General features: G+C 65.9%; 20 protein-coding genes. 9 read left to right on the plus strand and 11 right to left on the minus strand.

Annotated elements, in window-relative coordinates; genetic code table 11:
- Window positions 1-45: 45 nt before the first annotated feature.
- Window positions 46-1,269: an MFS transporter gene (locus QW861_RS31675; RefSeq protein WP_315714920.1), complete on the plus strand. Its 1,224-nt coding sequence runs from the start codon at window positions 46-48 to the stop codon at window positions 1,267-1,269.
- A 6-nt stretch (window positions 1,270-1,275) separates the two neighbouring features.
- Here the strand turns inward: QW861_RS31675 and QW861_RS31680 are convergent, their stop codons facing one another.
- Genes QW861_RS31680 through hpaH form a run of 5 tightly spaced genes read right to left on the minus strand, consistent with a single transcriptional unit; the run spans window position 1,276 to window position 6,577 of the window.
- Window positions 1,276-2,910 (minus strand): thiamine pyrophosphate-dependent enzyme, encoded by a 1,635-nt coding sequence (locus QW861_RS31680; RefSeq protein WP_315749207.1) that lies wholly within the window; start codon window positions 2,908-2,910, stop codon window positions 1,276-1,278.
- 21 nt (window positions 2,911-2,931) lie between these two features.
- On the minus strand, window positions 2,932-3,804 hold the full coding sequence (locus QW861_RS31685; RefSeq protein ID WP_315749209.1) for a fumarylacetoacetate hydrolase family protein: 873 nt from the start codon (window positions 3,802-3,804) through the stop codon (window positions 2,932-2,934).
- A gap of 12 nt (window positions 3,805-3,816) precedes the next feature.
- Window positions 3,817-5,355 (minus strand): 5-carboxymethyl-2-hydroxymuconate semialdehyde dehydrogenase, encoded by a 1,539-nt coding sequence (hpaE, locus tag QW861_RS31690; RefSeq protein ID WP_315749210.1) that lies wholly within the window; start codon window positions 5,353-5,355, stop codon window positions 3,817-3,819.
- Window positions 5,348-5,746, minus strand: coding sequence for a 5-carboxymethyl-2-hydroxymuconate Delta-isomerase (locus QW861_RS31695; RefSeq protein ID WP_315749212.1), 399 nt, complete (start codon window positions 5,744-5,746; stop codon window positions 5,348-5,350). The genes hpaE and QW861_RS31695 overlap by 8 nt, the downstream gene beginning before the upstream one ends.
- Window positions 5,747-5,770: 24 nt before the next feature.
- On the minus strand, window positions 5,771-6,577 hold the full coding sequence (hpaH, locus tag QW861_RS31700; protein ID WP_315749214.1) for a 2-oxo-hept-4-ene-1,7-dioate hydratase: 807 nt from the start codon (window positions 6,575-6,577) through the stop codon (window positions 5,771-5,773).
- 186 nt (window positions 6,578-6,763) lie between these two features.
- On the opposite strand from hpaH, the gene hpaR reads away from it, so the two are divergent.
- The 4 genes from hpaR (at window position 6,764) to QW861_RS31720 (ending at window position 11,014) form a co-directional block, all read left to right on the plus strand.
- Window positions 6,764-7,219 (plus strand): homoprotocatechuate degradation operon regulator HpaR, encoded by a 456-nt coding sequence (gene hpaR / locus QW861_RS31705; RefSeq protein ID WP_409977900.1) that lies wholly within the window; start codon window positions 6,764-6,766, stop codon window positions 7,217-7,219.
- A gap of 158 nt (window positions 7,220-7,377) precedes the next feature.
- On the plus strand, window positions 7,378-8,463 hold the full coding sequence (locus tag QW861_RS31710; RefSeq protein ID WP_315749216.1) for a malate/lactate/ureidoglycolate dehydrogenase: 1,086 nt from the start codon (window positions 7,378-7,380) through the stop codon (window positions 8,461-8,463).
- A 131-nt stretch (window positions 8,464-8,594) separates the two neighbouring features.
- A complete protein-coding gene (locus QW861_RS31715; RefSeq protein ID WP_315749218.1) occupies window positions 8,595-9,374 on the plus strand; it encodes an HpcH/HpaI aldolase family protein in 780 nt (259 codons plus the stop codon).
- Window positions 9,375-9,490: 116 nt separating this feature from the next.
- Entirely contained in the window at window positions 9,491-11,014 is a 1,524-nt protein-coding gene (locus QW861_RS31720) for an altronate dehydratase family protein (RefSeq protein WP_315749220.1), read from the plus strand.
- Window positions 11,015-11,221: 207 nt separating this feature from the next.
- Here QW861_RS31720 and QW861_RS31725 read toward each other — a convergent pair whose 3' ends face one another.
- A complete protein-coding gene (locus tag QW861_RS31725; RefSeq protein ID WP_008964013.1) occupies window positions 11,222-11,419 on the minus strand; it encodes a hypothetical protein in 198 nt (65 codons plus the stop codon).
- A 431-nt stretch (window positions 11,420-11,850) separates the two neighbouring features.
- Here QW861_RS31725 and QW861_RS31730 point away from each other — a divergent pair, with 431 nt between their 5' ends.
- The 4 genes from QW861_RS31730 (at window position 11,851) to QW861_RS31745 (ending at window position 19,082) form a co-directional block, all read left to right on the plus strand.
- Entirely contained in the window at window positions 11,851-15,165 is a 3,315-nt protein-coding gene (locus QW861_RS31730) for a transglutaminase family protein (RefSeq protein WP_316193946.1), read from the plus strand.
- 30 nt (window positions 15,166-15,195) lie between these two features.
- A complete protein-coding gene (locus QW861_RS31735; protein ID WP_316193947.1) occupies window positions 15,196-17,727 on the plus strand; it encodes a circularly permuted type 2 ATP-grasp protein in 2,532 nt (843 codons plus the stop codon).
- Window positions 17,724-18,602: a transglutaminase family protein gene (locus QW861_RS31740; RefSeq protein WP_316193948.1), complete on the plus strand. Its 879-nt coding sequence runs from the start codon at window positions 17,724-17,726 to the stop codon at window positions 18,600-18,602. Before QW861_RS31735 ends, QW861_RS31740 begins: the two co-directional genes overlap by 4 nt.
- 99 nt (window positions 18,603-18,701) lie before the next feature.
- Complete coding sequence (locus QW861_RS31745; protein ID WP_315714907.1) at window positions 18,702-19,082, plus strand: hypothetical protein; 381 nt, start codon at window positions 18,702-18,704, stop codon at window positions 19,080-19,082.
- A 733-nt stretch (window positions 19,083-19,815) separates the two neighbouring features.
- On the opposite strand, the gene QW861_RS31750 is transcribed toward QW861_RS31745, so the two are convergent.
- The 5 genes from QW861_RS31750 to QW861_RS31770 form a co-directional block, all read right to left on the minus strand.
- On the minus strand, window positions 19,816-20,709 hold the full coding sequence (locus tag QW861_RS31750) for an SMP-30/gluconolactonase/LRE family protein (RefSeq protein WP_315714906.1): 894 nt from the start codon (window positions 20,707-20,709) through the stop codon (window positions 19,816-19,818).
- Window positions 20,710-20,890: 181 nt separating this feature from the next.
- The gene (locus tag QW861_RS31755; RefSeq protein ID WP_316193949.1) at window positions 20,891-22,939 is read right to left on the minus strand and encodes a PQQ-dependent sugar dehydrogenase; all 2,049 of its coding nucleotides are present in this window, start codon (window positions 22,937-22,939) and stop codon (window positions 20,891-20,893) included.
- A 13-nt stretch (window positions 22,940-22,952) separates the two neighbouring features.
- Entirely contained in the window at window positions 22,953-24,236 is a 1,284-nt protein-coding gene (gene nhaD, locus QW861_RS31760) for a sodium:proton antiporter NhaD (protein WP_316193950.1), read from the minus strand.
- Between the two features lie 116 nt (window positions 24,237-24,352).
- On the minus strand, window positions 24,353-25,879 hold the full coding sequence (locus QW861_RS31765; protein ID WP_316193951.1) for a cryptochrome/photolyase family protein: 1,527 nt from the start codon (window positions 25,877-25,879) through the stop codon (window positions 24,353-24,355).
- 30 nt (window positions 25,880-25,909) lie between these two features.
- Complete coding sequence (locus QW861_RS31770) at window positions 25,910-26,506, minus strand: RNA polymerase sigma factor (protein WP_316193952.1); 597 nt, start codon at window positions 26,504-26,506, stop codon at window positions 25,910-25,912.
- Window positions 26,507-26,668 lie beyond the last annotated feature (162 nt).

The raw sequence follows: 26,668 nt of genomic DNA on the forward strand, positions 1-26,668 counted from the left end.
TGCAGCGGGCATCCCTGGCTCTATGCTGCGCCCGGGAGAGGGGCCATGAGCACTGTCGAACTTGCGGACGAGCGGGCGCCTGCGGCGGCGCGAATAGGACTTCACCTTGCGCTGCTGCAGCTGGTGTTCACGCTGCTGTGGACGACCTACGTGATCTATCTGCCGAAGCTCGCCGCCCAGGCCGGCATCGCGCCCTCCGCCGTCGTTCTGATCCTGATGCTGGACCAGGCGATCTTCACATTGTCCGATACCGCGATGGGACTTGCGGCCGATCGCATCGGGCGCGCCGCCGCGCGGTTCGGTCTCTTCATCGGCCTGCTGACTGCGGTATCCTGCGCCGCCTTTGTCGCGCTGCCTTTCGTGGCGGCGTCCGCAGGTCCAGCGGTCTTCATCGGACTGATCGCGATCTGGGCGCTGACCTCGTCGGTCTTGCGCGCGCCGCCCTTGACGCTGCTCGGGCGCCATGCGGCCCGGCCGGCCATTCCGTTCCTGGCAGCGCTGGTCATGCTCGGCTATGGCGTGGCCGGCGCCGTGTCGCCCTATCTCGGCGTGATCCTGCGCGACTACGATCCGCGCCTGCCGTTCGTCATCTCATCGGCCGTGCTGCTGCTGACGGCGCTCGGTCTCTCGCGCATTCCGCAGGATAGCGGTCGGGCAGCGCAAGCAGCGGCCAAGCTCGAGCCCAGGCCACTGCGGGGACTGCCCCTGCTGTTCATCGGCGCCATGGTGATCCTCGCGCTCGGCTACCAGCTGCATTTCAGCATCAACAGCTCGGCCTTCTATCTCCGCTTCGCCAGGCCGGAGGACCTTTCCTGGCTGATGCCGGTGTTCTGGATCGGCTTCAACCTCGTGCTGTTCCCGGCCAGCGTGGTCGTCAAGCATCGCGGCGGGCTCATCGTGATGGGATTCGCCGGTCTGCTCGGTGCGCTCGCGATCGTGATCGCCGAGCTCGCGGGCGCATTGACCGTGCTGATCGTGGCGCAGTTCATCGCCGGGGCGGCCTGGGGCTGCATGATGATGAGCGCCATTTCCGCGGCGCTCGCGATCGGGACGAACGGCGCCGAGGGCAAGGTGACCGGGCTCGTGTTCTCGGCGCTGGCGCTGGCAACCTTCGCGCGGATCGCTGCCGTCGCCGGCGGTCTGCAGAAGTTGCCAGACTATGCGCCGCTGGTGCAGTGGGCGCCGGTCGCGTGCTGGCTCGTGGCCGGCGCGGGCCTGCTGGCGATGGCCGCCGCCGGATTGCAGGGACGCCGCGCGTCCCCGCCGTGAGGTCGATCAGATCCCTGGAGGCTTCGACGGATGGATGAAGGCCCAGGGCGAGACCTCGGAGTCGCGCGGCACCTCGATGTCGATCAGATATGGCCCGCCATGCGCCAGCGCCGTCTCGAGCGCGGATTTGAACTGATCGGGTGACGTGACCTTGCTGGCGGCGACGCCGAAGGATTCGGCGAGCGTGACGAAATCCGGATTGACGAGATCGGAGGCGACGACGCGGCCGTCGAAGCGCTCACGCTGGTCGCGCCGGACATTGCCATAGGAATTGTTGTTGAACACCAGGGTGACGACGCCGATGTTGTATTGCACGGCAGTCGCCAGCTCCTGCACGGCGAACATGAAACCGCCATCGCCGGTGATCGCGATCACAGGTCTGTCGGGATGCGCCACCTTGGCACCGAGCGCGGTGGGAAAACCCGCGCCGAGCGTGCCCTGATAGCCCGAGGTGATGAAGGTGCGCGGCTCGTAGACGGGAAAGCCGTACCAGGAGGCGAAGCCGACCTGCGACAGTTCGTCGGTGACGATGGCGTCGCGCGGCAGCACCTCGCGGAGCACGTTCAGATAGGCCATCTGCGGCTGTACCTTCTGGATCTCCTGCAAGGTCGCTGCGGTGACCTCCCGGATCGCGGCGCGGCGTCCCGAGCTCTTGCGGTACCCCGCCTTGCTCACAGCAGCGACGAGCGCGGCCGTGCCCGCCTTGGCATCGGCGACGATGCCGGCGTCGACGATCAGGCGCCGCATCTCCACCGGGTCGATGTCGATGCGGATCGACTTCAATCCATCCGGCTTGAACGGCCAGCGGAACGTGGTCGGCAGCTCCATGCGGGTGCCGATGCCGATCATCAGATCGGTCGCCGGCCAGAGCTTGTAGGCAGCAGCCATCGTCAGTCCGAGCTCGTGTGCATTGGAGACGATGCCGCGCCCGGACCGGAAGGCGACGACCGGCGCGTCGATCATCTCGGCGAGCTCGAGGATGTCCTCGCGCGCCTCGATTGCGCCTGAGCCGACGAAGATCATCGGCGCCTTCGCGGACGTGATCAGCCCGGCCGCCTTGGCGATGCGGTCGGGATCGGGCTGCGGCGGCGCGAACCGTGCCAGCGGCATCGCCGCGGCGGTGGCCGCCTTCTGCGTGAACACGTCCCACGGCATCTCGAGCGCAGCGGGGCCGCGCCGCCCCGACATCATCTCCTGGAACGCGCGCGCGACCTGCGTCGGCGCGCTGTCGGGGTATTCGATGCGCTCGGCCCATTTGACGAAGGTGCGCAGGGTCGCGAGCTGGTCCGGCATCTCGTGCAGATGGCCGCGGCCGCGGCCGAGATAGTCGGTCGGCACCTGGCCCGTGAGACAAAGCACCGGTTCGTTGCAGCCGAAGGCGGTGAGCAGTGCCGCGCCGGCGTTGAGCACGCCGGGACCCGGCACGACGCTGAACACGCCGGGCCTGCCGCTGGCGCGGGCATAGCCGAACGCCATGTAGCCGCAGGCCTGTTCGTGGCGGGCGCCGACGACCTTGAGCTGCGCCTGGTGGAAGGCATCGAACAGGCCATAGACCTGCGCTCCAGGCAGGCCGAACACGGTGTCGACGCCGTGGGCGACGAGCCCGCTGACGATGGCTTCGCCGCCGGTCATGGTGGTCATGCTGACATTCCGTTGCTGACTTTACAGAGCTTCGTCGACGACGCCATTGCGCAAGGTGCCGACGCCCTCGGCTTCGATCTCGACGACGTCGCCGGGCTTCAGATAACGCGGCGGATCGAACCGTGCACCGGCGCCGGTGGGCGTGCCCGTCACGATCACGTCACCGGGGACGAGCGTGGTGAAGGTCGAGATGTAGTTGATGAGGTAGCGGAAGCCGAAGATCAGCCGTGAGGTGCGGTCGTCCTGGCGCAATTCGCCATTGACGCGCGTCGTCAGCCGGATATCGGCAATCTGGCTCTCATTCGTGTAGGGCACGATCCAAGGCCCGAGGCTGCCGGTCGAATCGAAGTTCTTGCCTTGGGTGACGTTGAACTTGGCATGCCGCACCCAGTCGCGGATGGTGCCCTCGTTGCAAAGCGTGAGTGCGGCGATGTGATCCAGCGCCTGGGCCTCCGGGATGTGACGGCCGGCCTTGCCGATGATCAGCACGAGCTCGCCTTCATAGTCGAGCTGCGGCGAAGCGCAGGGACGCACCAGGGGCGTTTCATGGCCGACGAAGGAGCGCGGCGTCCGCATGAACATCGACGGATATTTCGGCGCGTCCTGGCCATCCTTGTATTCGGCATTCCGGTCCGGATAGTTGACGCCGATGCAGATGATCTTCTCCGGCGAGGGGATCGGCGGCTGCCAGGTGATCGCGTCGAGGCCGTGATCCGGCGACAAGCCGGCTGCAGCATCGATCAGCCGGGGCAGGGCGCCGGCGGCAATCGCCTCGCGCAGGGTCGGATAGTCCTTGGCAAAGCGCGCGGAGAGATCGACGAGGCCGGTGTCGGTCACGAGCCCGTAGCGGACCGAACCATCGACGGCATAGGTGGCGAGGCGAGGGGAGGTCATGGGCAGTTCTCCTTAGACGCCGAGCCGCTGGATCTTGTGGGTGCCGCGCGCGAGCGAAACGTGCTTGGTCTCCATGTAGAAGTCGAACGAATAGTCGCCGCCGTCGCGGCCGATGCCCGATGCCTTCATGCCGCCGAACGGGGTTGGCAGGTGGCGGACATTCTCCGAGTTCAGCCAGATCATGCCGGCTTCCAGCGCGTCGGCGACGCGCAGCGCGCGGCCCATGTCGCCGGTCCAGACATAGCCGGTGAGGCCGTATTGCACGTCATTGGCGACCGCGATCGCGTCAGCCTCGTCGCGGAACGGGATCACGGTGAGGAACGGCCCGAACACCTCTTCTTGCGCCACGCGCATGGTCTGGCGCGCGCCGGTCACCAGCGTCGGCTCGACGTAGTGCCCGCCGCCCGGGCCGTCGAACCGCTTGCCGCCGACGGCGATGATCGCACCGTCCTCGCGTGCAACGTCGACATAGGAGCAGACCTTGGCGAGATGCCGCTCGTGGATCAGCGGCCCGATCTCGGTGGCGGGATCGAGCGGATGACCCACTTTCAGCGCACGCACGCGCGCCGCAAGCTTGGCCGTAAAGGTCTCGGCGATACTCTGCTGCACCAGCAGGCGGCTGGATGAGGTGCAGCGCTCACCGTTGAGCGAGTAGATCATGAACACGACGGCATCGAGCGCGCGGTCGAGATCGGCATCGTCGAACACGATCACCGGGTTCTTGCCGCCGAGTTCGAAATGCACCCGCTTCAGGGTCGGTGCGCCCTGCGCCATGATCGCAGATCCCGTCGAGCTCTCGCCGACGAAGCCGATTGCCTTGATCGCGGGATGCTCGGTCAGCGCCTTGCCGGCCTCCTCCCCGAAGCCATGAACGGTGTTGAGGACGCCGTCGGGAATGCCGGCGTCCTTGGCGAGCTTGGCCAGCCACTGCGCCGTGATCGGCGACCATTCCGCCGGCTTGTGTACGACCGTGCAGCCGGCCGCGAGCGCCGGGGCGATCTTCCAGGTCGACAGCATGAACGGCGTGTTCCATGGCGTGATCACGCCGACCGGGCCGATCGGCACCCGCGTCGAGATGTTCCAATGCTCGTCGCTCGGCGTACTCAGGCCGTCACGCGCCTCGGTGCATTTGTCGGCGAAGAAGCGGAAGTTTTCCGCCGCGCGGACCGCGGCTTTGGCCATGAAGCGATAGGCCTGCCCGGTGTCGATGCATTCGAGCACGGCGATGTCGTCGGCATGATCCTCGATCGCGTCGGCCACGCGATGCAGCAGCTTGCGCCGCATCGCCGGCGCCATGTCGCGCCAGGATCTGAAGGCGAGTGCGGCCGATGTCGCCGCGCGGTCGATGTCCTCTGCATTGCCGCGAGCGACCTTGGCCAGAACAGTGCCGTCGATCGGGGACTTCGTCTCGAACGTCGCGCCCGAGATCGCCGGCACCACCTTGCCGTCGATGAAGTGGCCGATGCCCTCGTCCTTCAGCTTCGCGAGCAGGGGAGCGGCACGGTCGAGATTGGCCTTGTAGATGTCGGTCTTGGGGGTGGCCTTATCCATGGGATGCCTCCGCTTTCAGGGCGTCGTGGATGTTGTTGCGCTTCCAGCTGGTCGCGGCGTCGTTGATCTGCATGTCGAAGGACAATGCGAACTTGGTGCTTGCGAAGACCGGATCGAGATACGCCGAGAGTGCCTTGAAGACGTGCTCGCCGGCCTTCTGCCGTGCCGCGAGGTCGCGGCCTTCGCCGAGCCGCAGCAGCATGGCGAGGAAGGCGGAGTTGGGCTTGCCGTCGGCGATCGCGTAGTGCTCGCAGCGGATCGCGCGCACGCGGATGCCGCCGATCGGAAAGATCCCGGTCTCGCTGGCGGCCTTGCGGACCACTTCGCAGACGTTGGCCATCACGACAAAGGCGTCGAGATTGGCGGAGTATTCGATGCTGAAATGCGGCATGATGCGGTCGCTCCGGGGCAGGCTTCAGGCGAAGTAACAGCTCACCGTCCCATACGGGCCGTAGTCGGCCTGGATCGTGTCGCCCTTGCGCGCCTCGATCGGCCGGATGAACGAGCCGGCAAGGACCACCTGTCCCGGCTCCAGCGCGAATCCACTTGCCGCGATCTTGTTGGCGAGCCACGCAACGGCCGTTGCCGGGTTGTTCAGCACGCCGGCGGCCAAGCCGGTCTCTTCCAGTTGACCGTTCTTATAACAGAGTGCGCCGATCCAGCGCAGGTCGGCATCGAGCGGCCGCAGCGGCCGGCCGCCGAGCACGATGCCGGCATTGGCGGCGTTGTCGGCGATCGTATCGAAGATCTTGCGGGTCGCCTTGGTCGCGGGATCCACCCGCTCGATCCGCGTATCCAGGATCTCGAGTGCCGGCACCACGAAATCCGTCGCGTTGAGTACGTCGAACAAGGTGCAGTCCGGTCCAGACAGACGGTGCTTCATGACGAAGGCAAGCTCCGCCTCGATACGCGTCGCGATGAAGCGGTCGGACGGCACCAGCCCGCCATCGGCAAAGAACATGTCGTCGAGCAGCACGCCCGAATCCGGTTCATCGATGTTCAGCGCGCTCTGCATCGCCTTCGATGTCAACCCGATCTTGTGACCCTTGATGACGCGGCCCGCGGCCACCTTGATGCTGATCCAGGCTTCCTGGATCGCATAGGCATCTGCGATGGTGATATCGGGAAACTCCTGCGACAACTGCCTGATCTGGCGGCGGCTCTTTTCGGCCTGATCCAGGCGTAAGGCGCAGCTATGAATCTGGTCGCTCGCAAGAGGCATGGTCTATCGCTCAGAAAAGAGATGGCGGCAGATGATTAACATGTTAAGTTTCAGTCGGCAAACCGAAAGGACGTTTGCTGCAGTGCAAATGTTCAGAATGGCCCACGGGAGATTGAGGAGATTGATGTGAGCGAGACCAGGGCCAAGGTCGCCAGGCAGGCTGCGAAGGAAGCGCGCAAGGTGCCGATGCGCGACTTCTCGCAGTCGCTGCCGATGGCCTTGTTGCGGGCGCGTGAGGCCGTGATGCGGCAGTTTCGCCCCAATCTGCGACAGCACGGCCTGACCGAGCAGCAATGGCGTATCTTGCGCGCGCTGGCGGCGGTCGATGTGATCGAGGTGACGGAGCTGGCGAGGGTCGCGTTCCTGCTCGGGCCCAGCCTGTCCCGCATCCTGCGCGATCTCGAGGCGCGCGGCCTGATTCAGCGCGAAGTCGATAGCCGCGACATGCGCAGGGGCGTGTTGTCGATCTCGGCCAAGGGCATGAAGCTGATCGCACAGGTCGCGCCGAGCTCAGAGGCGATCTATGCATCGATTGCCAGCCGGTATGGCGCCCGCAAGCTTGCCGCATTGCACAAGATGCTGGGCGAGCTGGAGCAGAGCATCGGCGGCGATCTCGACGCCTCCGACGACGGCGATGGCTGATCTGCCGCGGACCAAGCGCAATGACGCGGTCTCATGCTTGGCAGGCCGTTCGGCGTTTTGATAAGAAGCGATGCAGTCCAGCGGAGAGGGCGTGCGTCGCAGGCATGGCAAACCATGCTAACTCTGTTTTCGCATGCTGATCGAACCCGCGAGTTGTCATGGTCACTATCAAGGTTGCGCATCTCATCGATTTCGTTGCCGACGTCTTTGAACACGCCAATTCCTCGCCGGAGGAGGCCCGCCGGATCGCGACCTATCTGACGACGGCCAACCTGACAGGGCATGACAGCCACGGTGTGATCCGCGTGCCCGTCTATATCCGTTGGCAGAAGATGGGTTCGATCGTGCCCAACCAGACCGCAGAGGTCGTGGTCGACACCCCGTCGCTGGTGGTCGTCGACGGCAAGTTCGGCTACGGTCAGACCGTGACACCACAGGCCGTGAGGATCGGCATCGAGCGTTGCAAGAAGGGCGGCTTGGCTGCGTTGGCGCTGCGCAATTCCGGCCATCTCGGCCGGGTCGGCGACTGGGCGGAAATGGCCGCCGCCGAGGGGCTCGTCTCCATTCATTTCGTCACGGCCGCAGGTTCACTGCTGGTGGCGCCCTATGGCGGAGTCGAGAAGCGGTTCTCCACCGCGCCATATTGTGTCGGCATTCCGCGCCAGGGAAAGGATCCCATCGTGCTCGATTTCGCGACCTCGATCGTGGCCGAGGGAAAGGTCTTGGTGGCGAGCCGCGGCGGCAAGAAGCTGCCCAAGGGCGCCTTGATCGATGCCGACGGGACGCTCAGCGAGGATCCGGCGGTGCTCTATGGACCCTATGAGGCCGAGGGGACGCGCGACCACACCAAGGGGACGGGAGCGATCCGCGCCTTCGGCGAGCACAAGGGCTCTGGTCTCGCCTTCATCTGCGAGCTGCTCGGCGGCGCCTTGACCGGCACCGGGGCGACGTCGGCAAATCGGCGCTTTGCCAACGGCATGCTCGCGATCTACATCGACCCGAAGGTGGTCGATCCGGCGAGCTTCTTTGATGGTGAGATCAGCCGCTATACGGATTTCATCCGGGCGACCAAGCCGGTCTCCGGCGTTGATCAGGTGCTGGTGCCGGGCGATCCCGAGCGCAAGATGCGGGCCGAGCGTACGGCCAATGGCGTGCCCTTGCCCGATGACACCTGGGCGGCAATAGTGAACACGGCACGCGAAGTGGGTGTCAGCGAAGCGAGCATTCAGCGGGCGACATCGTGAAATCAGTGTGACTGCGGGTGGTGCGAAGCATCCATGCTCAGATTGAGCGGGATTGCATTGCGTTGCGCCATCGGCGAGAACGAATTCTAACGAGACGGATCGGTTGAACAACAAGGGAAGGAAACGCAGTCGTGGCGAACAATAAGGTCAAGCAACTCTGGGCCGAAGGCAAGACGGTGGTGAATGCCTGGCTCGCGATCCCCTCGGGCTTCTCCGCGGAGGTCGTGGCTCAGTGCGGCTTCGACAGCGTCACCGTGGACATGCAGCACGGGGTGCAGGACTATCTGTCGATGGTGCAATGCTTCCAGGCCATGCATGGCCATCCGGTCACGCCGATGGTGCGCGTGCCGTGGAATGAGCCCGGCATCATCGGCAAGGTGCTCGATGGCGGCGCCTATGGTGTCATCTGCCCGATGGTCAACACAGCGCAGGAAGCGCGCAACCTCGTTTCCTATTCCAAATATCCGCCGAAGGGTGTGCGCTCCAACGGTCCGATCCGCTCGGGCATGTATGGTGGTGCGGGCGAGTATCAGAAGACGGCCAACGACGAGATCGTGCTGCTGCCGATGATGGAGACCAGGACCGCGGTCGAGAACATGGAAGCCATTCTCGATGTCGAAGGCATCGACGGCGTCTATATCGGGCCCTCCGATCTCGGCTTTTCCTATGGCCTGGTGCCGAAGCTCGATCGTGACGAGCCGGAAATCCTCAAGATCTATGAGAAGATCGTGAAGGAGTGTGGCAAGCGTGGGCTCAATCCCGGCATTCACTGCAGCGGCGCCGAGGGTGCGGTCCGCGCCATCAACATGGGCTTCAAGCTCGTGACCTTGTCGAACGAGGTCGGCCTGATGCAGGTCTATGCCCGCCAGCAGGTCGCGCAGACCCGCAAGGAATCCGGCGGCAAAGCGTAACGAGAAAGGCGAATGGCGAGGAGGGCGTAGCGAACGGGGATCCGTCCATTCGCTATGAGCCGCTCGCCATTCGCATATGTGTTCGCGATCGACGTATTGATACGAGAGAGACAGCCATGGCTCCCACCCCCGTCATCCGTCTTCATCCCGAGGACAGCGTCCTGATCGCGCGCGCCAGCCTGCCCCCGGGGCTGTCGATCGCCGATGGGGTCACCACGACCGACCGGATTCCGGCCGGTCACAAGGTCGCGGTGCGTCCGATCGCACAGGGCGAGCCCATCCGCCGCTACGGCCAGATCATCGGCTTCGCGACCGCGCCGATCGCGCCCGGGCAGCACGTTCATACGCAGAACTGCGGCATGGGCGATTTCGCCAAGGACTACGCCTATGGCGTTGACGTGAAGCCGACGCCGAATTTCGATCTTCCGGCGACGTTCGAGGGCATTCGCCGGCCCGATGGCCGGGTCGCGACCCGCAACTACATCGGCATTCTGACCTCGGTGAACTGCAGCGCGCATGTCGCGGGCCTCGTTGCCGACGTGTTCAAGCGCAATCCCTTCACCGGTGACGATCCGCTCGCCGACTTCCCGAACGTCGACGGCGTCGTGGCGCTGACGCACAAGACCGGCTGCGGCATGACGCTCGACGAGCCGCTGAAGCTGCTGCGGCGAACCCTCGGCGGCTACGCGCGGCACGCGAACTTCTCTGCGGTGATCGTGCTCGGCCTTGGTTGCGAGGCCAATCAGATCGGCGGATTGATGGAGGAGCAGAAGCTCGCCGGCCGCCTGCGCGCCATGGACATCCAGGAGGTCGGCGGCACCCGCAAGACCGTCGAGGCCGGCATCGCTTTCGTCAGGGAAGCGCTCACCGACGCCAACAGGGTCAAGCGCGAGACGGTTCCGGCCAGCGAACTGACGGTCGCCCTTCAATGTGGTGGGTCCGACGGCTATTCCGGCATCTCGGCCAATCCGGCGCTCGGTGCGGCAAGCGATCTGCTGGTGCGACATGGTGGCACAGTGATCCTGTCGGAGACGCCCGAGACCTACGGCGCCGAGCATCTGCTGACGCGCCGCGCAGTCAGCCGCGACGTCGGCGAGAAACTCGTCTCCCTGATGCGCTGGTGGGAAGAGTATACGGCGCGCGAGGGCGCGGAGATGAACGCCAATCCCAGCCCGGGCAACAAGGCCGGCGGCCTGACGACGATTCTCGAGAAGTCGCTCGGCGCGATGGCCAAGGCCGGCAGCACCAATCTGGTCGACGTGCTGCATTATGCGGAAGCCGTCACCAAGAAGGGCTTCGTGTTCATGGACACGCCCGGTTACGACCCGGTTGCGGCGACGGGGCAGGTGGCCGGCGGCGCCAATCTCGTCTGCTTCACCACCGGCCGCGGCAGCGTGTTCGGCTGCAAACCGGCGCCGTCCATCAAGCTCGCGACCAACACGCCGATGTACAAGCGGATGGAAGACGACATGGACGTGAATTGCGGCACCATCCTCGACGGCGAGGAGACGGTGCAGGAATGCGGCCAGCGCATCTTCGAATTGATGTTGAAGACCGCCTCGGGGCAGCCGACCAAGAGCGAGAGCTTCGATTTCGGCGGGGCCGAGTTCGCGCCCTGGGTGCTCGGCGCGACGATGTAGCTGGATCACTCAGCTATTCGGCGGCACCTATCTGGGCTGCGGTCCGGTGCCCCGGCATCTGATCGCAGCTGAGATCGCAAGTTAACTGAGACTGGATCGCAACTGAGATCAGATGACAGGTGAGCGCGCCGCCATGGGCTGGCCGTCGTGGGCAGTCCGTCATGGGCTGGCCCTGCCGACGCTCGCGCGACAGCGGCGCCGAGCAATTTACCGCTGGTGGCCCAGGCCGATGCCGAGCGCCAGAGCCTTCTGACGGAGCGAGCCTTCGGTCCGCTTCATCGCCTTGGCGATCTTGGCGACCGGGGTCTTGGACTTCGAGTGCTGCTTCAGCAGCTTGATGTCGGCGGGCGTGTAGGGTTTCCGCGCCAACTTCTTGGTAGCTGCCTTCTTAGCTGTCTTCGCCACTTGATTCTCCTTTTGGCAATGATGGTCCTAAATAGCATGTGTAGTCGAGCTATCAAGCGATTGCGGCAAATGCAACGCTATTAGTTCTTGTTAGTTCATTATTCGGGGTTAATCCCTGCTTTGACGTGCTGGTCAATCTTCCGTGAGCGCCTGCGCGCCGTCCTGTGGACAACTCTTGCCGACGCGGCTGGAGTGGTTGTTTGTTCCTCTCTCGTTCTTTGGGCCGGCCGGATTTGGGCGCGCAGCGGTCGGAAAGGCGACCGGTGCGTGCATCGGAAGCACCTGATGGGGGAGGATCAGCTCCTGGACGGTGCCAAATGCCGCCTTTCGGGCTTAGGATAGTTCAATAGGCAGCTCTGCCCTTTGTTAGTGCTTGATCCATAAGCACGGCAATGATCTGCTCAAAAAAGTTGCTGGAGCGCCGAAACCTCGTGTCAATCTACGTCGCATTACATCACGTCACTCATTACAAATATGATCGTCCGGTCGAACTGGGCCCGCAGACCATCCGCCTGCGTCCTGCACCACATACCAGGACCCCCGTGCTGAGCTATTCGCTCAAGGTCACGCCGCCCAACCATTTCGTGAACTGGCAGCAGGATCCGCAAGGCAATTGGCTGGCCCGCTACGTTTTCCCCGAGAAGGTGAACGAACTCAAAATCGAGGTCGACTTCACGGCGCAGATGACCGTGATCAATCCGTTCGACTTCTTCGTCGAGCCTTATGCCGACAGTTTTCCCTTCGCCTATCCGGAGGGCCTCAAGGTGGAACTGGCGCCCTATCTCGAGACGATCGAGCCGGGGCCGTTGTTCGCGGAATACTTGAAGTCGATTCCCCGCGATGCGGACAACACGGTCAACTATCTCGTCGAACTCAATGCGCAGTTGCAGAAAAAGATTCGTTATATCATCCGGATGGAGCCTGGCGTTCAAACGCCGGAGGAGACGCTGTCGTCGGCCGCCGGCTCCTGCCGCGACTCGGCGTGGCTGCTGATCCAGACGCTGCGGCATCTCGGGCTCGCCGCCCGCTTCGTCTCCGGCTATTTGATTCAGCTTCGTCCCGACATCGATCCGATCGAGGGGCCGGTCGAGGTCGAGAATGATTTCACCGATCTGCATGCCTGGGCCGAGGTCTATCTGCCCGGCGCTGGATGGATAGGCTTCGACGTCACCTCGGGCATGCTGGCGGGCGAAGGACACATCCCCGTTGCTGCGACTCCCCACTATCACTCGGCCGCGCCGATCAGCGGCAGTGCCGGAGTTGCCGAGGTCAACTTCAACTTCGAGATGAATGTGAGGCGCATCCGCGAAGCGCCGCGGATTACCCGGCCATTTTCGGATGAGGCGTGGGACCGGCTCGACCGCCTCGGCGAAGCCGTCGATGCCGATCTCGCCGAAAACGACGTGCGCCTCACGATGGGCGGCGAGCCGACCTTCGTGTCGATCGACGACATGGAATCGGCGGAGTGGAATACGGCTGCCGTCGGCCCGGCCAAGCGCGGGCTCGCGGACAGCCTGATCCGGCGTCTGCGCGCGCGTTTCGCGCCCGGTGGCCTGCTGCATTACGGACAGGGCAAGTGGTATCCCGGCGAAAGCCTGCCGCGCTGGGCGTTCGGACTGTATTGGCGCAAGGATGGTGAGCCGATCTGGCGCAATCCGGATCTGATCGCCAGCGTCGATGGCCCGCGCAGGGCGACGATCCAGGATGCGGAGCGTTTCCTCGACACGGCCGCCGAGACGCTCGGGCTCGAACCGGACTACGTGCTGCCCGCGTTCGAAGATCCCGCGCATTGGCTGCAGAAGGAAGCCGCACTGCCCGAGAACGTCGATGCGCTCGACTCCAAGCTCGCCGATCCCGAGGAACGCGCGCGGATGGCGCGGGTGTTCGATGAAGGGCTGCACATTCCGCGCGGCTTCGTGCTGCCGATCCAGCGCTGGAATGCACAGCCGCGGCGCTGGCGCAGCGAGCGCTGGGGCCTGCGGCGCAAGCGGCTGTTCCTGATTCCCGGCGACTCACCGCTCGGCCTGCGGCTGCCGATCGGCTCGCTGGCCCACATTCCGCCGGAGGATTTCCCGTACATCCACGAGCAGGACCCGATGGAGCAGCGCGGGCCGCTGCCGATGTTCACGCAGGGGCGTCCGGTGATCGTGCCGCAGGTACCGCCGCTGCCGAAGCTCCATCGCGCGCCGAAGCCGCAGCAGGACGTTCAGTATCAGTACTGGGGAGGGCTCGGCGTCCGCACTGCGATGTCGGTCGAGATCCGCGATGGCATTCTCTGCGTGTTCATGCCGCCGGTCGAAACCATCGAGGACTACCTGGAGCTGGTCGCAACGGTCGAAGCGACGGCCGAGTCGATGCAGATCAAGGTTCACGTGGAGGGCTATGCACCGCCGTTCGATCCGCGCATCGAGGTCATCAAGGTCACGCCCGATCCCGGCGTGATCGAGGTCAACATCCAGCCGGCCGCGAGCTGGCGGCAATTGGTCGACATCACTTTCGGGCTGTATGAGGATGCCGAGAAGGTGCGGCTCGGCGCCAATCGCTTCCTGATCGACGGCCGCCACACCGGCACCGGCGGCGGCAATCATGTCGTCGTCGGCGGCAGCTCGCCGCAGGATTCGCCCTTCCTGCGTCGCCCCGATCTGCTGAAGAGTCTCGTCCTGTATTGGCAGCGGCACCCGTCGCTGTCTTATTTGTTCTCCGGCATGTTCATCGGGCCGACCAGCCAGGCTCCGCGCATCGATGAGGCGCGCCACGACAGCCTTTATGAGCTCGAGATCGCGCTCGCCAACGTGCCTCGGATCGGGCAGAGCGTGCCGCTGTGGCTGGTCGACCGGCTGTTCAGGCATCTGCTCGTCGACATCACCGGCAATACCCACCGCTCGGAGATCTGCATCGACAAGCTGTACTCGCCGGAGGGACCGACGGGCCGGCTCGGACTCGTGGAGTTCCGCGCGCTCGAAATGCCGCCCGATCCGCGCATGTCGCTGGCGCAGCAGCTTCTCATCCGTGCGCTGATCGCCAAATTGTGGCGCGAGCCGCAGGACGGCCGGTTCGTGCGCTGGGGCACGGCGCTGCACGACCGCTTCATGCTGCCGCACTTCATCTGGGAAGACTTTCTTGATGTCCTGGATGAGCTGCGGTCGTCCGGCTACGACTTCTCGCCGGAATGGTACCAGGCGCAGCTCGAATTTCGCTTTCCGACCTTCGGCCGCGTGCAGCATGGCGGCGTGACCCTGGAGCTGCGGCAGGCGCTGGAGCCCTGGCACGTGCTGGGCGAGGAGGGCGCCGCGGGCGGCACCGTGCGCTATGTCGATTCCTCGGTCGAGCGACTTCAGGTCAAAGCCGAAGGTTTCATCGAAGGCCGCCACCTCATCACCTGCAATGGTAGGAGGATGCCGATGACCTCGACCGGACGGTCGGCGGAAGCGGTGGCGGCGGTTCGTTTCAAGGCATGGCAGCCGGCCTCCGGCCTGCACCCGACGATCCCGGTGCATGCGCCGCTGACCTTCGACCTGATCGACACCTGGAACGGCCGTTCGCTGGGCGGCTGCGTCTATCACGTCGCCCATCCCGGCGGCCGCAACTACGATACCAAGCCGATCAACTCCTACGAGGCGGAGGCACGGCGGCTCGCCCGCTTCCAGGATCACGGCCACACTCCGGGACGAATCGCGCTGCCGCCGGAGGAACGCACAAATGAATTCCCGATGACCCTCGACTTGCGCAGGCCGCTCCTGCATTGATGGCACGGAGTTTGTGCGGAGGACCAGGGTATGGACGGCTCGAGCGGCCAGGACCAGGGAGCGAGCGCCGCCGGTCGGCCGGCGGCACGTTCTCCGCTGCGCCGGGCCGAGCATTGGGCCCGCGACTATGCCCGGCTCCCCGGCATCCCCGATGAGTTCATCGGGGCCGACGGCCGTCCGCGACCGGTCTGGACCCGCTTTGCCGAGACCTTCGCCGCACTCGCGCCGAGTGACATCGAGCGCCGCTTCGCCTCCGCCGATCGCCATCTGCGCGAAGCCGGCGTCACCTATCGCTCGCCGGGCGACAACGCCGAGCGATCGTGGCCGCTGAGCCATCTGCCGCTGCTGATCGACGAGTCCGAATGGGCGCAACTGTCCCAGGGCATCGTCCAGCGCGCCGAACTGTTCGAACGGGTGCTGCAGGACATCTATGGCGAGGGACGGCTGGTGGCGAGCGGCGCGCTGCCGGCAGCCGCCGTCGCCGGGTCCAGCGAATATCTGCGCCCGGTCTGCGGCGTCAAACCGCCCGGCGGCCGCTTCCTCAGCATCTACGCCGCCGATATCGGCCGCGGGCCCGACGGCGGCTGGTGGGTGCTCAACGACCGCACCCAGGCGCCGTCCGGCATGGGCTATGCGCTAGAAAATCGGCTCGTGCTGTCGCGCGCCTTCTCCTCGATCTACAAGTCCATGAACGTGGAGCGGCTCGCGCCGTTCTTCGAAGCATTCCGCGATGCTCTGCGCGCCAGCGCCGATCGTGACGAGCCGCGCATCGGCGTGCTCACGCCGGGCATGTTCAGCGAGACCTATTTCGAGCACGCGACGCTGGCGCGCTATCTCGGCTTCCTGCTGGTCGAGGGCGACGATCTCGCCGTCAGCGGCGACCGCGTGCACATCCGCACCGTCGCCGGCCTGAAGCGCGTCGACGTGCTGCTGCGGCGGCTCGATTCCAACTCGCTCGATCCGCTCGAACTCGATGCCGGCTCGCGACTCGGCGTCGCCGGCCTGATGGACGTCGTGCGCAAGGGCGGTGTGGTGATCGCCAACATGCCGGGTTCTGGTGTGCTCGAGGCGCGCGCGCTGCTCGGCTTCCTGCCGAGCCTTGCGCGGCGCGTGCTCGGTGAGGATCTCAAGATCCCGCACATCGCGACCTGGTGGTGCGGCCAGAAGTCCGCACGCGACGAGGTGCTGTCGCGGCTCGAGGAGTTCGCGATCGAAGGCGCCTATGGCCGCGCCGTGCCGGGCTTCGCAAGCAGCGGTCCGGTGCTGGCTAGTGAGCTCTCGGCCGCCGAGCGCGAGCGGCTGCGTGCTGCGATCAGCCAGCGCGGCATCGATTATGTCGGCCAGGAGGTGGTGCGGCTGTCGACCACGCCGGTGTGGGAGGACGGTCGGATCGCGCCGCGGCCGTTCGTGCTGCGGGTGTTCGCGGCCGCCACGCCCGACGGCTGGACCGTCATGCCCGGCGGCTTCTGTCGCATCGCCGACAAGCTCGATGCGCGCGCGGTGTCGATGGGCGACGGCGCGCGCGCCGCCGACGTCTGGGTGGTCGCCGACAAGGCGGTGGCGGCGCGCACCTTGCTGCCGCGCTCCGACAACGTGCGGATACGCCGCATCGCCGGCGTGCTGCCGAGCCGCGCCGCCGACAATCTGTTCTGGCTCGGACGCTATCTGGAGCGCGCCGAGGCCACCGTGCGGCTGATCCGGGCGCTCGCAGCCCAGCATCGTGATCCCGGCAAGGGATCGCCGGCGCAGCTCAACACCTCCGAGCGCATCCAGCGGCTGTTGCTGGCGTGGGGCGCGGTTGAGCAGACCTCGCGCAGCAAGGGATTCCAGGTGGCGGCCGAGGCCCTGCAGGCCGAGGCGCAGTTCGGCTCGGCGCTGTCGCTGCTCAGATCGGCTCAGCGCACCGCGACCTCGCTGCGCGAGCGCCTCTCGCCCGACGCTTGGCAGGTCATCACCGAGATGCCGAATCGCCTGGCGCAGGAGGCCGAGGATGAGGACGCCGTCGTCAGCATCGCCGAGCTCACGCTCGACCGGCTTGCGAGCTTCGCCGGCCTTGCCCAGGAGAACATGAACCGCGCCGCCGGCTGGCGCTTCCTCGACATGGGGCGCCGCGCCGAACGCGCCATCAACACCGCGCGGTTCGCGCGCCAGTTCGGCTATGACGAGGCGACGCCCGAGGATCTCGACGTCCTGCTCACGCTGGTCGACTGCCAGATCACCTACCGCTCGCGCTATTTGATCGGCCCGTCGCTGGCGCCGATCCGCGATCTCGTCGTGCTCGACCTCTACAATCCGCGCTCGGTCGCGTTCCAGGTCGAGCTGCTCAACGAGCACATCGCGAGCCTCCCGGTGCTGAAGGAGAACGGGCTGATCGAGCGGCCGCAACGCCTCGCGATCTCGCTGGGCGCGCGGCTGACCGCGGCGGAGGCGGCCCATCTCGATGGCCGCACGCTGTTTGCACTGGAGCAGGACCTGCTCAATCTGGCGGAGGCGATCGGTCAGCACTATTTCCCGCACGGTCCGAACGCGACGCGGCCGGAAAAGCTGACGGGCCTCGCGTGATCTACGACATCCGGCATGTCACGACCTATGAGTATGAGAGCGCCGTCAGCTTTGCGCGCTGCTCGCTGCGGCTGGAGCCGCTCAGCGGCGACGGCCAGGAGTTGATCTCGCACAGCGTCGACATCCGGCCGCGGCCCTCGGAGCGGACGGCGCGGCGCGATTTCTTCGGCACACTGACCGAGAGCATCGTGATCGATACCCAGCACCGCCACCTGCGCATCGACTCGCGCTCGCGGGTGAGGCTGTCGCGCACACCGCCGGAGCGCGATGCGCCGAGCGCGGCCTGGGAGGACGTGCGCGATGCCGCCTTCGAGGCGACGAGCCTCGGCCCGTCGTCGCCGATCGGCTACGTCTTCGCCAGCGCGCTGGTGCCGGTGCTGGAGCCGGTGACGGACTATGCCGCGGCAAGCTTCTCCGCCGAGACGGGGATCGTAGCCGGCGCCGCCGATCTGATGCGGCGCATCCGCAAGGAGTTCAGATACGATCCGAAGGCGACCGTGATCTCGACCCCGCTGCGCGAGGTGTTCGACAATCGCCACGGCGTCTGCCAGGACTTTGCTCACGTCATGATTGCCGGCCTGCGCGGTCTCGGTCTCCCCGCGGCCTATGTCAGCGGCTATCTGCGCACCATCCCGCCCGAGGGCCGGCCGCCGCTGCAGGGCGCCGACGCCACCCATGCCTGGGTATCGCTGTGGTGCGGCGACGACCTCGGCTGGATCGGGTTCGATCCGACCAACGATCTCCTGGTCGGCAATGATCACATCATCCTCGGCATGGGCCGCGACTTCTCCGACGTCTCGCCGGTCGATGGCATCATCGTCGGTTCGCGCAGGCAGAAGCTCGGCGTCGCCGTCGATGTCGTGATGGTCGAGTAGGGTTCCCTGACCGGGAACGGTCGGAACATTTTTCCCGCATCGCACTTGATCCGCCCGAGGGGCCCGAATGGGGGCTGGCTGACCCTTTCGAGCGATGGAGTGATCGACATGAAACGTGTTGCAATCGTCATTGGCCTGGTCGGCGCCTGCGTCGCCGGCAGCGCCTCGGCCCAGCCGAGTGCGAACCTCACCGGCACCTACCGCTGCATCCAGATGTGCCGCGACGGCATGATCGGCGCGCCGGCCTTCGTGACGCAGAACGGCGATGCCGTGAACCTGACCACCGAGACCGGCGAGTCCCTCCAGGCCTGGCCGGACTGGAATGCTCCCAATAGCCGGCTGTGGATCGACGCACGTGACGAAAGCGCGGTGTATTCGCCCGACGGCATGCGCATCCAGTTCGACGACGGCCGTGTCTGGGAGCGCGACCTGCCGCCGCCGCTCATCGTCCGCCGCGCGCCGGTGGTGTACGGGCGATAAGCGATCGCCATTGCTATCGAGGCTCTCGCGCACGCGGGGGCCTTGATTTGCGGGTGAGATGAACGGTGCCGGCCTCACGATCCAGTACTCGCCGGAAGGGGTGATGAATCGAGACGCCGCGGCGTACCGGATGCCCGCCTGCGCGGACATGACACGGGGTACGGGGCGGCGTTCTCGCGACACGATCTGTCCGAGTCATGAAGGATAGCTCGAACCCTCTGAGAACAAGAGGGCGCAGGGAATGCCGGGTGATGGCCTCACCCATGGCCCGCCTGCGAAAAGAATGCAGGCGGCAGGTACCACAGGTGCAGCCGGATCAACCCGGCATTCCCTGCGCGATGGCTTTACGGCTTATACGTGGTCTCCCTGGTGCGCCGGGCTTTCTGGCCACCATCCCCAGCGCGATCGTATTGCGCCAGGTTGACACCAGCATCGGGGTGTCGGGACATCACGACTTCACCGTGCGCATCATGCCGTTCGTCCGCGCGACTGATCACGCTGCAGCACCACACGCCCACCGCTCCCCAGGCTCCACGTTCGTGACGACCGCGATACGCCCCTCTCACGAGCCCGGGTTGGCCGGAAACATCGGTCTGATTTGCCCGACGAGGCAAGTGGGCAAGCGTGCGACAAACTGGCACGACGGGCAATTCGGGCATGGCGGATATGCGCGATCTATTAGTTGTCGTTCAGACAGCGAGCGGCATGCTCAATCCGGCACCAGCAGAGAAGCTCAGCACTTCCGCATCTGCAAACAATGCTCTCGCCCCTCGACATCAGTCCGAAACGACTCGATGAAGCCGCCCTGGCGCTGGGTCACATACACGGTCTTGCCGTCGGTGCCGCCGAAGGCGAGGTTGGTCGGCTCCTTGGCTTTCAGCGCGATCTCCCGGATCATGCGCCCATCCGGCGCCAGCATGGCGATGCTGCCCTTGAGGATGCGCGCGACCAGCAGCCGGCCGCTGGCGTCGGTGCGCAGTCCGTCGATCGTGTTCGGCTCGAAGGTCTTGATCAGCTTTGGCCGTGTCAGCGCGTCGCCGTCGATCGCATAGGACCAGAGCTCGCCGCTGTTGGATTCGCCGACATAGAGCGTGCGGCCGTCTGGGCTGAGATCGATGCCGTTGGCGGTGCCCATGGCACGCGGCGCCGACATGGCTGCGCCTTGCAAGGATCCGTCGGGTCCTTTCGCGATCCGCCAGATGCGGCCGCTGCGCGCCTTCCAGTTGGGATCGCTCGCATAGATCGTGCCGTCGCGCGCCAGCGTGATGTCGTTGGGCTGGCTCATGTCATCGGCATGGAAGACGAGGCGGGGCTCGGTCGTGCCGGGGGCGATGGCGAAGATGTTGTGGCGCTTGTAGTCGGCGACGAACATCGTGCCCGTGGCGTCGATGCGGATGGCGTTGCCAATGCTGTTGTCGGGCAGCTCGGTGAACTTTTCGGAGGCCGTCGCCCCCGGCGCGAGCTTGCCGATCGTGCCGGCCTTGCCGAGATTGACGACGAACAGATTGCCGTCGCGGTCGACGGCGGGCCCCTCGATGCCGAAGGTGTATTCGCCGGATGGAGTGAGCTGGGTGCTCTCGAACAGTTTTGGTGCGGCGAGGGTGGGCGCGCTCGCAAGCAAGAGCATGAGAACAGTCGCCAAACCCGAGATGCGTAGGGTGGACAAAGGCGCAGGGCGACGCCGCTTGCGCCCGAACGCACGCTCGTGCGCGCCGTGCCCACCAGCATCAGCGCCGGTGCGCGCGGCCGGTGGGCATGCGCCGCCTGCGGCGGTCGCTTTGCCCACCCTACGGCCCATTGCAAGCCGGTCAGAGCGGCACCAGAAACTGCTGTTGGATGTAATAGCCATTGTCGTCCGCACAGGTGCCGTTGAGGTAGGTATCGGCGGGCCGGAAGAAACGGCTGAAGCCGGGCTTATTGACGGCAGACCTCTCGGTCATCACGACGACCTTGCCGAACGGGATCTCGCCGCATTCGCGGCCGTCGCCGGCGAAGAACTTGCGATGCGGAGGGCCGCCCGGTTTCACCCGCATCCTGGTTCCTGGAATCATACGCGCGACCAGATCGTCCGCCACATCAAGTACCCTGGCGTAGCCTGGTTCCGTCTTGATGAGGTTGGCGCCCGGCGGCATCTGCCGCTCGGCACCCAATCCGCGCAATCGTTGACGCAGCCGGCCGGCTTCGGGATCGCCCGGATAGATCCAGCCGTCTTGCGCCAGCATGAAGCGCAGCACGGCGCGGTCCTTGTCGTCATCGGATTGCCCGGCCTTGAGGCCGAAATCCGAATGGCAGCCGCTGCAATGTTTTTCGATCAGGCTCCTGCGCACGGTCGTGAGCCGCGCGCGACTCGCCGCGTCCTGCATCACGAAAGCCGCAAGCCGGTCGATCAGCGCCTCGCTCCTGATGTCGCAGGGCAGGGGTTCGGGGGCAGCCTCGCCAGAGCGGTCGATGCGGATCACGGTCTGGTTCTTGTCCTCGACCAGCCAGATCGCGCCGTCGTCGGCGATGGTCATGCCGACCGGCGCGCCCTGCGGCCGGATGCCGTTGACGCGATGCCACCCCGTGATGATCTCGTCGAACGCCGCGGCCGGCGCGGGACCGGCTGCGGTCTGGAAAGCGCGGGTTGGCTCGGCGGCGCAGCTCACATGGTAGCCCACCGGCGCCGGGCTCAGCTTGGGCAAGCCGTGGTCGTCGACCTCGAAGGCGAGTAGCCGGCTGCCGGTCGGCCGATAGCCATGCAGGCCGACCAGCAGCTTGCCCTTCAGGTCGTCGAAGCGATCGCCGGTGTAGTAGAGCATGCCGAGCGGCGCGCCATGCGGCGGCAGCAGCGACCAGGGCTGCTTGTAGAGCGTGGTGGTGTTGCAGAGGTTCTTGAGCGCGCCGGACTGCAGCACACGCTTGAATTCCGGGCTCGGCGTCGTCAGGTCGTAGCAATAGGGCCAGCCATAGTGGCGGCCTTGCTCGATCGCGTTGATCTCCTCGTTGGGCGCGAAGATGTCCTGCAGGTCGCGCGCGTTCTCGCCTTGCAGGAACGCGGTGCCGGGATCGGGAAAGCGCGGATGCAGCGCCAGCGCCATCGAGTTGCGCAAGCCGCGCGCGAACACCTCATGAGGCGGAGCGGAATCGCCGGGTTTCAGCGCTGGAAAGAGGCCGCCGGCGGGCGGCGTGAACAACCAGATGGAAGCCAGCGGCGAGGTGCCGTCGCCCGCCGCGCAGGGGCGCGTGATCGGCGCCGGCGACAGGCAATTGTCGCTGTGCGAGCCGATGTTGACGAACAGCCGCCCGTTGCGGTCGAAAGCGAAGGCCTTCAGCGGATGCGCACTCTCCGCGATCCGGGTGCCGTCCGGCAAGGTCAGGCGGCGCCCAGGCAGATCGCGGATGATGGTCTCGATGGTCGCTCTCGGGTTCGCGGCGAGCGGATCGAAGCGGAAGATCGCGGTGTCGGTCGAGGCGTAGATCCTGCCGTCGAGGCCCGCGGCGAGGCCGAATGGATAGGACAGTCGCGTGACCGCCTCGCGGATGCGCTGGCCCGCGGGCGCTACGGGATCGAGGATGAGGAGGCGGCCGTCGTCATGGCCCCAGCCGCCCATGTCCGCGACCACGAACAGTTGATGGCCGGGAATCTGCACGATGCTGCGGGGAAATCGCAGGCCGTCGTCGCGACTGGCGACGAGGCCGGCGCAGAAGCCGGGCTTCATGTCGATCTGGAGGCGCGGAAAGGTGAGGGCGCCGTCGCCGCAACTGGCCGGGCCGAGCGCGTAGCCGCTGCGGATCGTCGCGTCGTCGGCGTGGCCAGCTCCGATGCCGATGAGCATGGCGGTCGCGACGGCTGCAAGACTGTGCCACGACCATTCCATGCGTCGGTCCCGCTCAGTGAAGCAGATTGTATTGGATGATGTAGGCGGCGGCGCCGGCAAAATAGCCGAGCAGGGCGATGCCGCTGATGCGGCGCACGTACCAGAAGAAGTGGATGTTCTCGAGCCCCATCGCGGCGACGCCGGCCGCCGAGCCGATGATCAGGATCGAGCCGCCGGTGCCGGCGCAGTAGGCGACGAACTCCCACAGGAAACTGTCCGGCGGAAACTGGCTCAGGCTGTACATGCCCATGGATGCTGCGACCAGCGGCACGTTGTCGATGACCGCGCTGGCGAGGCCGAGCACGATCACGATCAGGTCGAGCCGGCCGACGGTGCGATCGAGCCATTGCGCCAGCGCCTCCAGGATGTGGGTGTGCTCCAGCGCCGCGACGGCCAGCAGGATGCCGATGAAGAACACGATCGAGGGCATGTCGATCCGGGTCAGCGCATGCACGAGCGTCAGGCGCTGCTTCTGCTCCGAGGCCTTCTCGCGATGGATGATCTCGCCGACCATCCAGAGCAGGCCGAGCCCGAACAGGATGCCCATGAACGGCGGCAGATGCGTCACCGCCTTGAACACCGGCACGGCGACCAGGATGCCAAGGCCCATGAAGAACATCAGATTGCGCTCGAACGGCAGGATCGGGCTGATCGAGGCGAGGCCGGCGCTCGCGGGCGGCACGAGCTGCTTGCCGCGCAGCGTGACGCTGACGACGGCGAGCGGCACCAGCAGGTTCAGGAGCGAGGGGATGAAGACCGACTTCATGATCGCGAGCGGCGTGATCTGGCCGCCGATCCACAGCATGGTGGTGGTGACGTCGCCGATCGCCGACCACGCGCCGCCGGCATTGGCGGCGATCACGATGATGGCGGCGAACACGAGACGATCTTCGTCACGCCCCGACAGCTTCTTCATCAGCGACACCATCACGATCGCGGTGGTGAGGTTGTCGAGCATGGCGCTGAGGAAGAAGGTCACGAAGCCAACCAGCCACACCAGCGTGACCTGATTGCGGGTGCCGATCAGCGAGGTCACGACCTCGAAGCCGTTATGGGCGTCGATGACCTCGACGATGGTCATCGCGCCGATCAGGAAGAAGATGATCTGGGCGGTCGAGGCCACGGACTCGTTGAGCTCGGTCGCGACCGCCGGAGCCGTCCCGCCCATGACGGCATAGACGGTCCACATCAGGCCGGCGCCGACCAGGGCGGTGGCCGCCTTGTTGATCCGGAACGGGTGCTCCAGCGCCACCACGGCATAGGCGAGCGTGAAGACGGCGACGATGGCAGCGGTCATGGGTGAGGCATTCCGGGCTTGATCGGCGGACGGGCGGGATGGGAACTGCCCAAGATATGACCGATCGGCGTCCGGCCAGCAAGCCGTGAGCGCTGTTCAGACCGGCGAACGCCGGATTAGACCAGGGCCGACGCGATCGCGTCGGCGTGGCTCCGGATGGCGCGGATCTCCGCCGCGCTGCGGCGCTCGAGATTGGCGTACTGGTTGCGCATGCGACCATTATTGGCGAAGCGCCGACGGTGCTTGGCAAGGAAGCTCCAATACAGCGTCGTGAACGGGCAGGCCCTGTCGCCGGTCGCCTGCTTCGGATCGTAGCGGCAGTTGCGGCAATGGTCGCTCATGCGGTCGACGTAGTGGCCCGACGCCGCATAGGGCTTGGTGCCGACCACGCCGCCGTCGCCATGCTGGCTCATGCCGAGCGTGTTGGGCAGCGACACCCAGTCGATGGCGTCGTGAAACATCGACATGTGCCAGAGGTGGACATCGTAGGGCCGGACGCCGAGCAGCATCGCGAACAGGCCGAGCACCATCAGCCGCTCGATGTGATGCGCATAGGCATGGTCGATGGTGTGGCCGATCGCCTGCGCCAGGCAGCGCATATCGGTCTCGCCGGTCCAGTAGAAGCGCGGCATCGGCAGGCTGGCGTCGAGCGCGTTCTCATCGGCGTAGTGAGGCATGCGCTGCCAATAGATGCCGCGCACGAATTCCCGCCAGCCGATGATCTGGCGGACGAAGCCCTCGAGCGCGTTCAGCGGCGCGTTGCGGCTCTGAAGCGCGGCCGCGACCACCTCGCGCGGATTCAGCATGTGCAGGTTCAGCGCGCCCGACAGCCGCGAGTGATACAGGAACGGTTCGTCGCTCAGCATCGCGTCCTGATAGGTGCCGAACAAGGAGAGGCGCCAGGCGACGAAATCGGAAAGCTCGGTCAGCGCGTCGACGCGCGACACCGGCAGGTCGAAGCGGTCGAGCTTGCCGGGACTGTTGGAGAAGCGCGCCGCGACCAGCTTGAGCACGTCGCGCGTGATCGCGTCGGGCGCATAGGATCTGGCGACGGGGATCGGCGGGCGCGACTTGCCGAATCCCTTGCGGTTCTCGGCGTCGAAATTCCAGCTGCCGCCGACCGGGCGGCCGCTCTCGTCGATCAGGATGCCGGTCTTGCGCCGCATCGCGCGGTAGAACGTCTCCATGATCGGGCGCGGATGGCGCTCGGTGAAGGCGTCGAACTCCTCCGCCGTGCACAGGAAGTGGCGGTCGGCGCGGATGTCGGGCCGCTGCGGCAGCTTGCGCAAGCCCTCGCGCACGCGAAAATCGCCGGGCTCCAGCACGATGGTCGCCGCAGGCCGCAGCGCCGCCTGATGCCGCGCGATCTCGCTGTCGAGTGCGCCGGTGTTGGCGGGATCATCGAGCCGGACGTAATGGACGGTGCGGCCGCGGCTCTCGAGATCGGCGCGGAAGTGGCGCATCGCCGCGAAGAAATACGCGATGCGCATCTTGTGCTGCGGAACGTAGCTGGCCTCGTCGCTGACCTCCATCTGCAGCACGGCGTCCTGCTCCGGGTCGAAGCCGTCGAAGGCCGCCGAGTCCGCATCGAGCTGGTCGCCCAGCACGATGACAAGGTGTCTTACGGCACGTGTCCTGGTCATGGGACCTTGGTCATCACGCCATGCAGCCGATCAGGCGGTCGCCGCGGTAACCGCGTGGGCCTGGCCAAGACAGTCCTTGCGCACCGTGAGCAGGCTGCGATGCAGCCAGGTCTTGATGGTGCCGACCGGCACGCCAAACCGTTCCGACAGACGCGTCCGGCTTTCGCCCTCGAGATAGGCGAGCGCCAGCAGCTGTCGGCGTTCCTCCGGCAACCGCTCAAGCGCCTCGCGGGCGATCGGTTCCGCCAGCGCGTAGTCGAATTCGTCGGCGGCGCTGTCGGCGGGATCGGGGATCGCGAGGGCCTCATCGAGCTCCGAGGTCGGCACGCCGGTGGCGCGCAGCGCGTCGATCGCGGTGTTGCGCATGATGCTGCACATCCAGGTGATGGGCGAGGCGCGCGTCGGGTCGAAGCTCGTGGCATGCCGCCAGATCTTCAGGTAGCCATCCTGCAGGATGTCGTCGAGATCAGCCGCGGACGGCAGCAAGGCGCGCACGGTCTTCCGCATCTTCAAGATCGTTGCAGCATGGAGCTCGGCAAAGGCTTGCTCATCGTTGCGTCCGGCACGGGCCAGCAGGCTGCCAAGATGCGCGACGCAACCCTTCTGATCCGCGCTTGCTGATCGCATCATTCTCCTCCATGCGCTCTCTCTGAACGGAAACGGGTCAGAGTCAGATGCGGATCACCGCCAGCGTGCTGTCGGTATCGCGCGGAGGGAAGTGGCGAATCGTCCAGCCGATCTAGCTCGTCTTGATTGCTCCGCGGCGGCTCGCCACGATGCGATCAGAGC

The sequence above is a fragment of the Bradyrhizobium sp. SZCCHNRI1029 genome, assembly GCF_032487555.1.
In the GTDB taxonomy this organism is placed as follows: Bacteria; Pseudomonadota; Alphaproteobacteria; order Rhizobiales; family Xanthobacteraceae; genus Bradyrhizobium.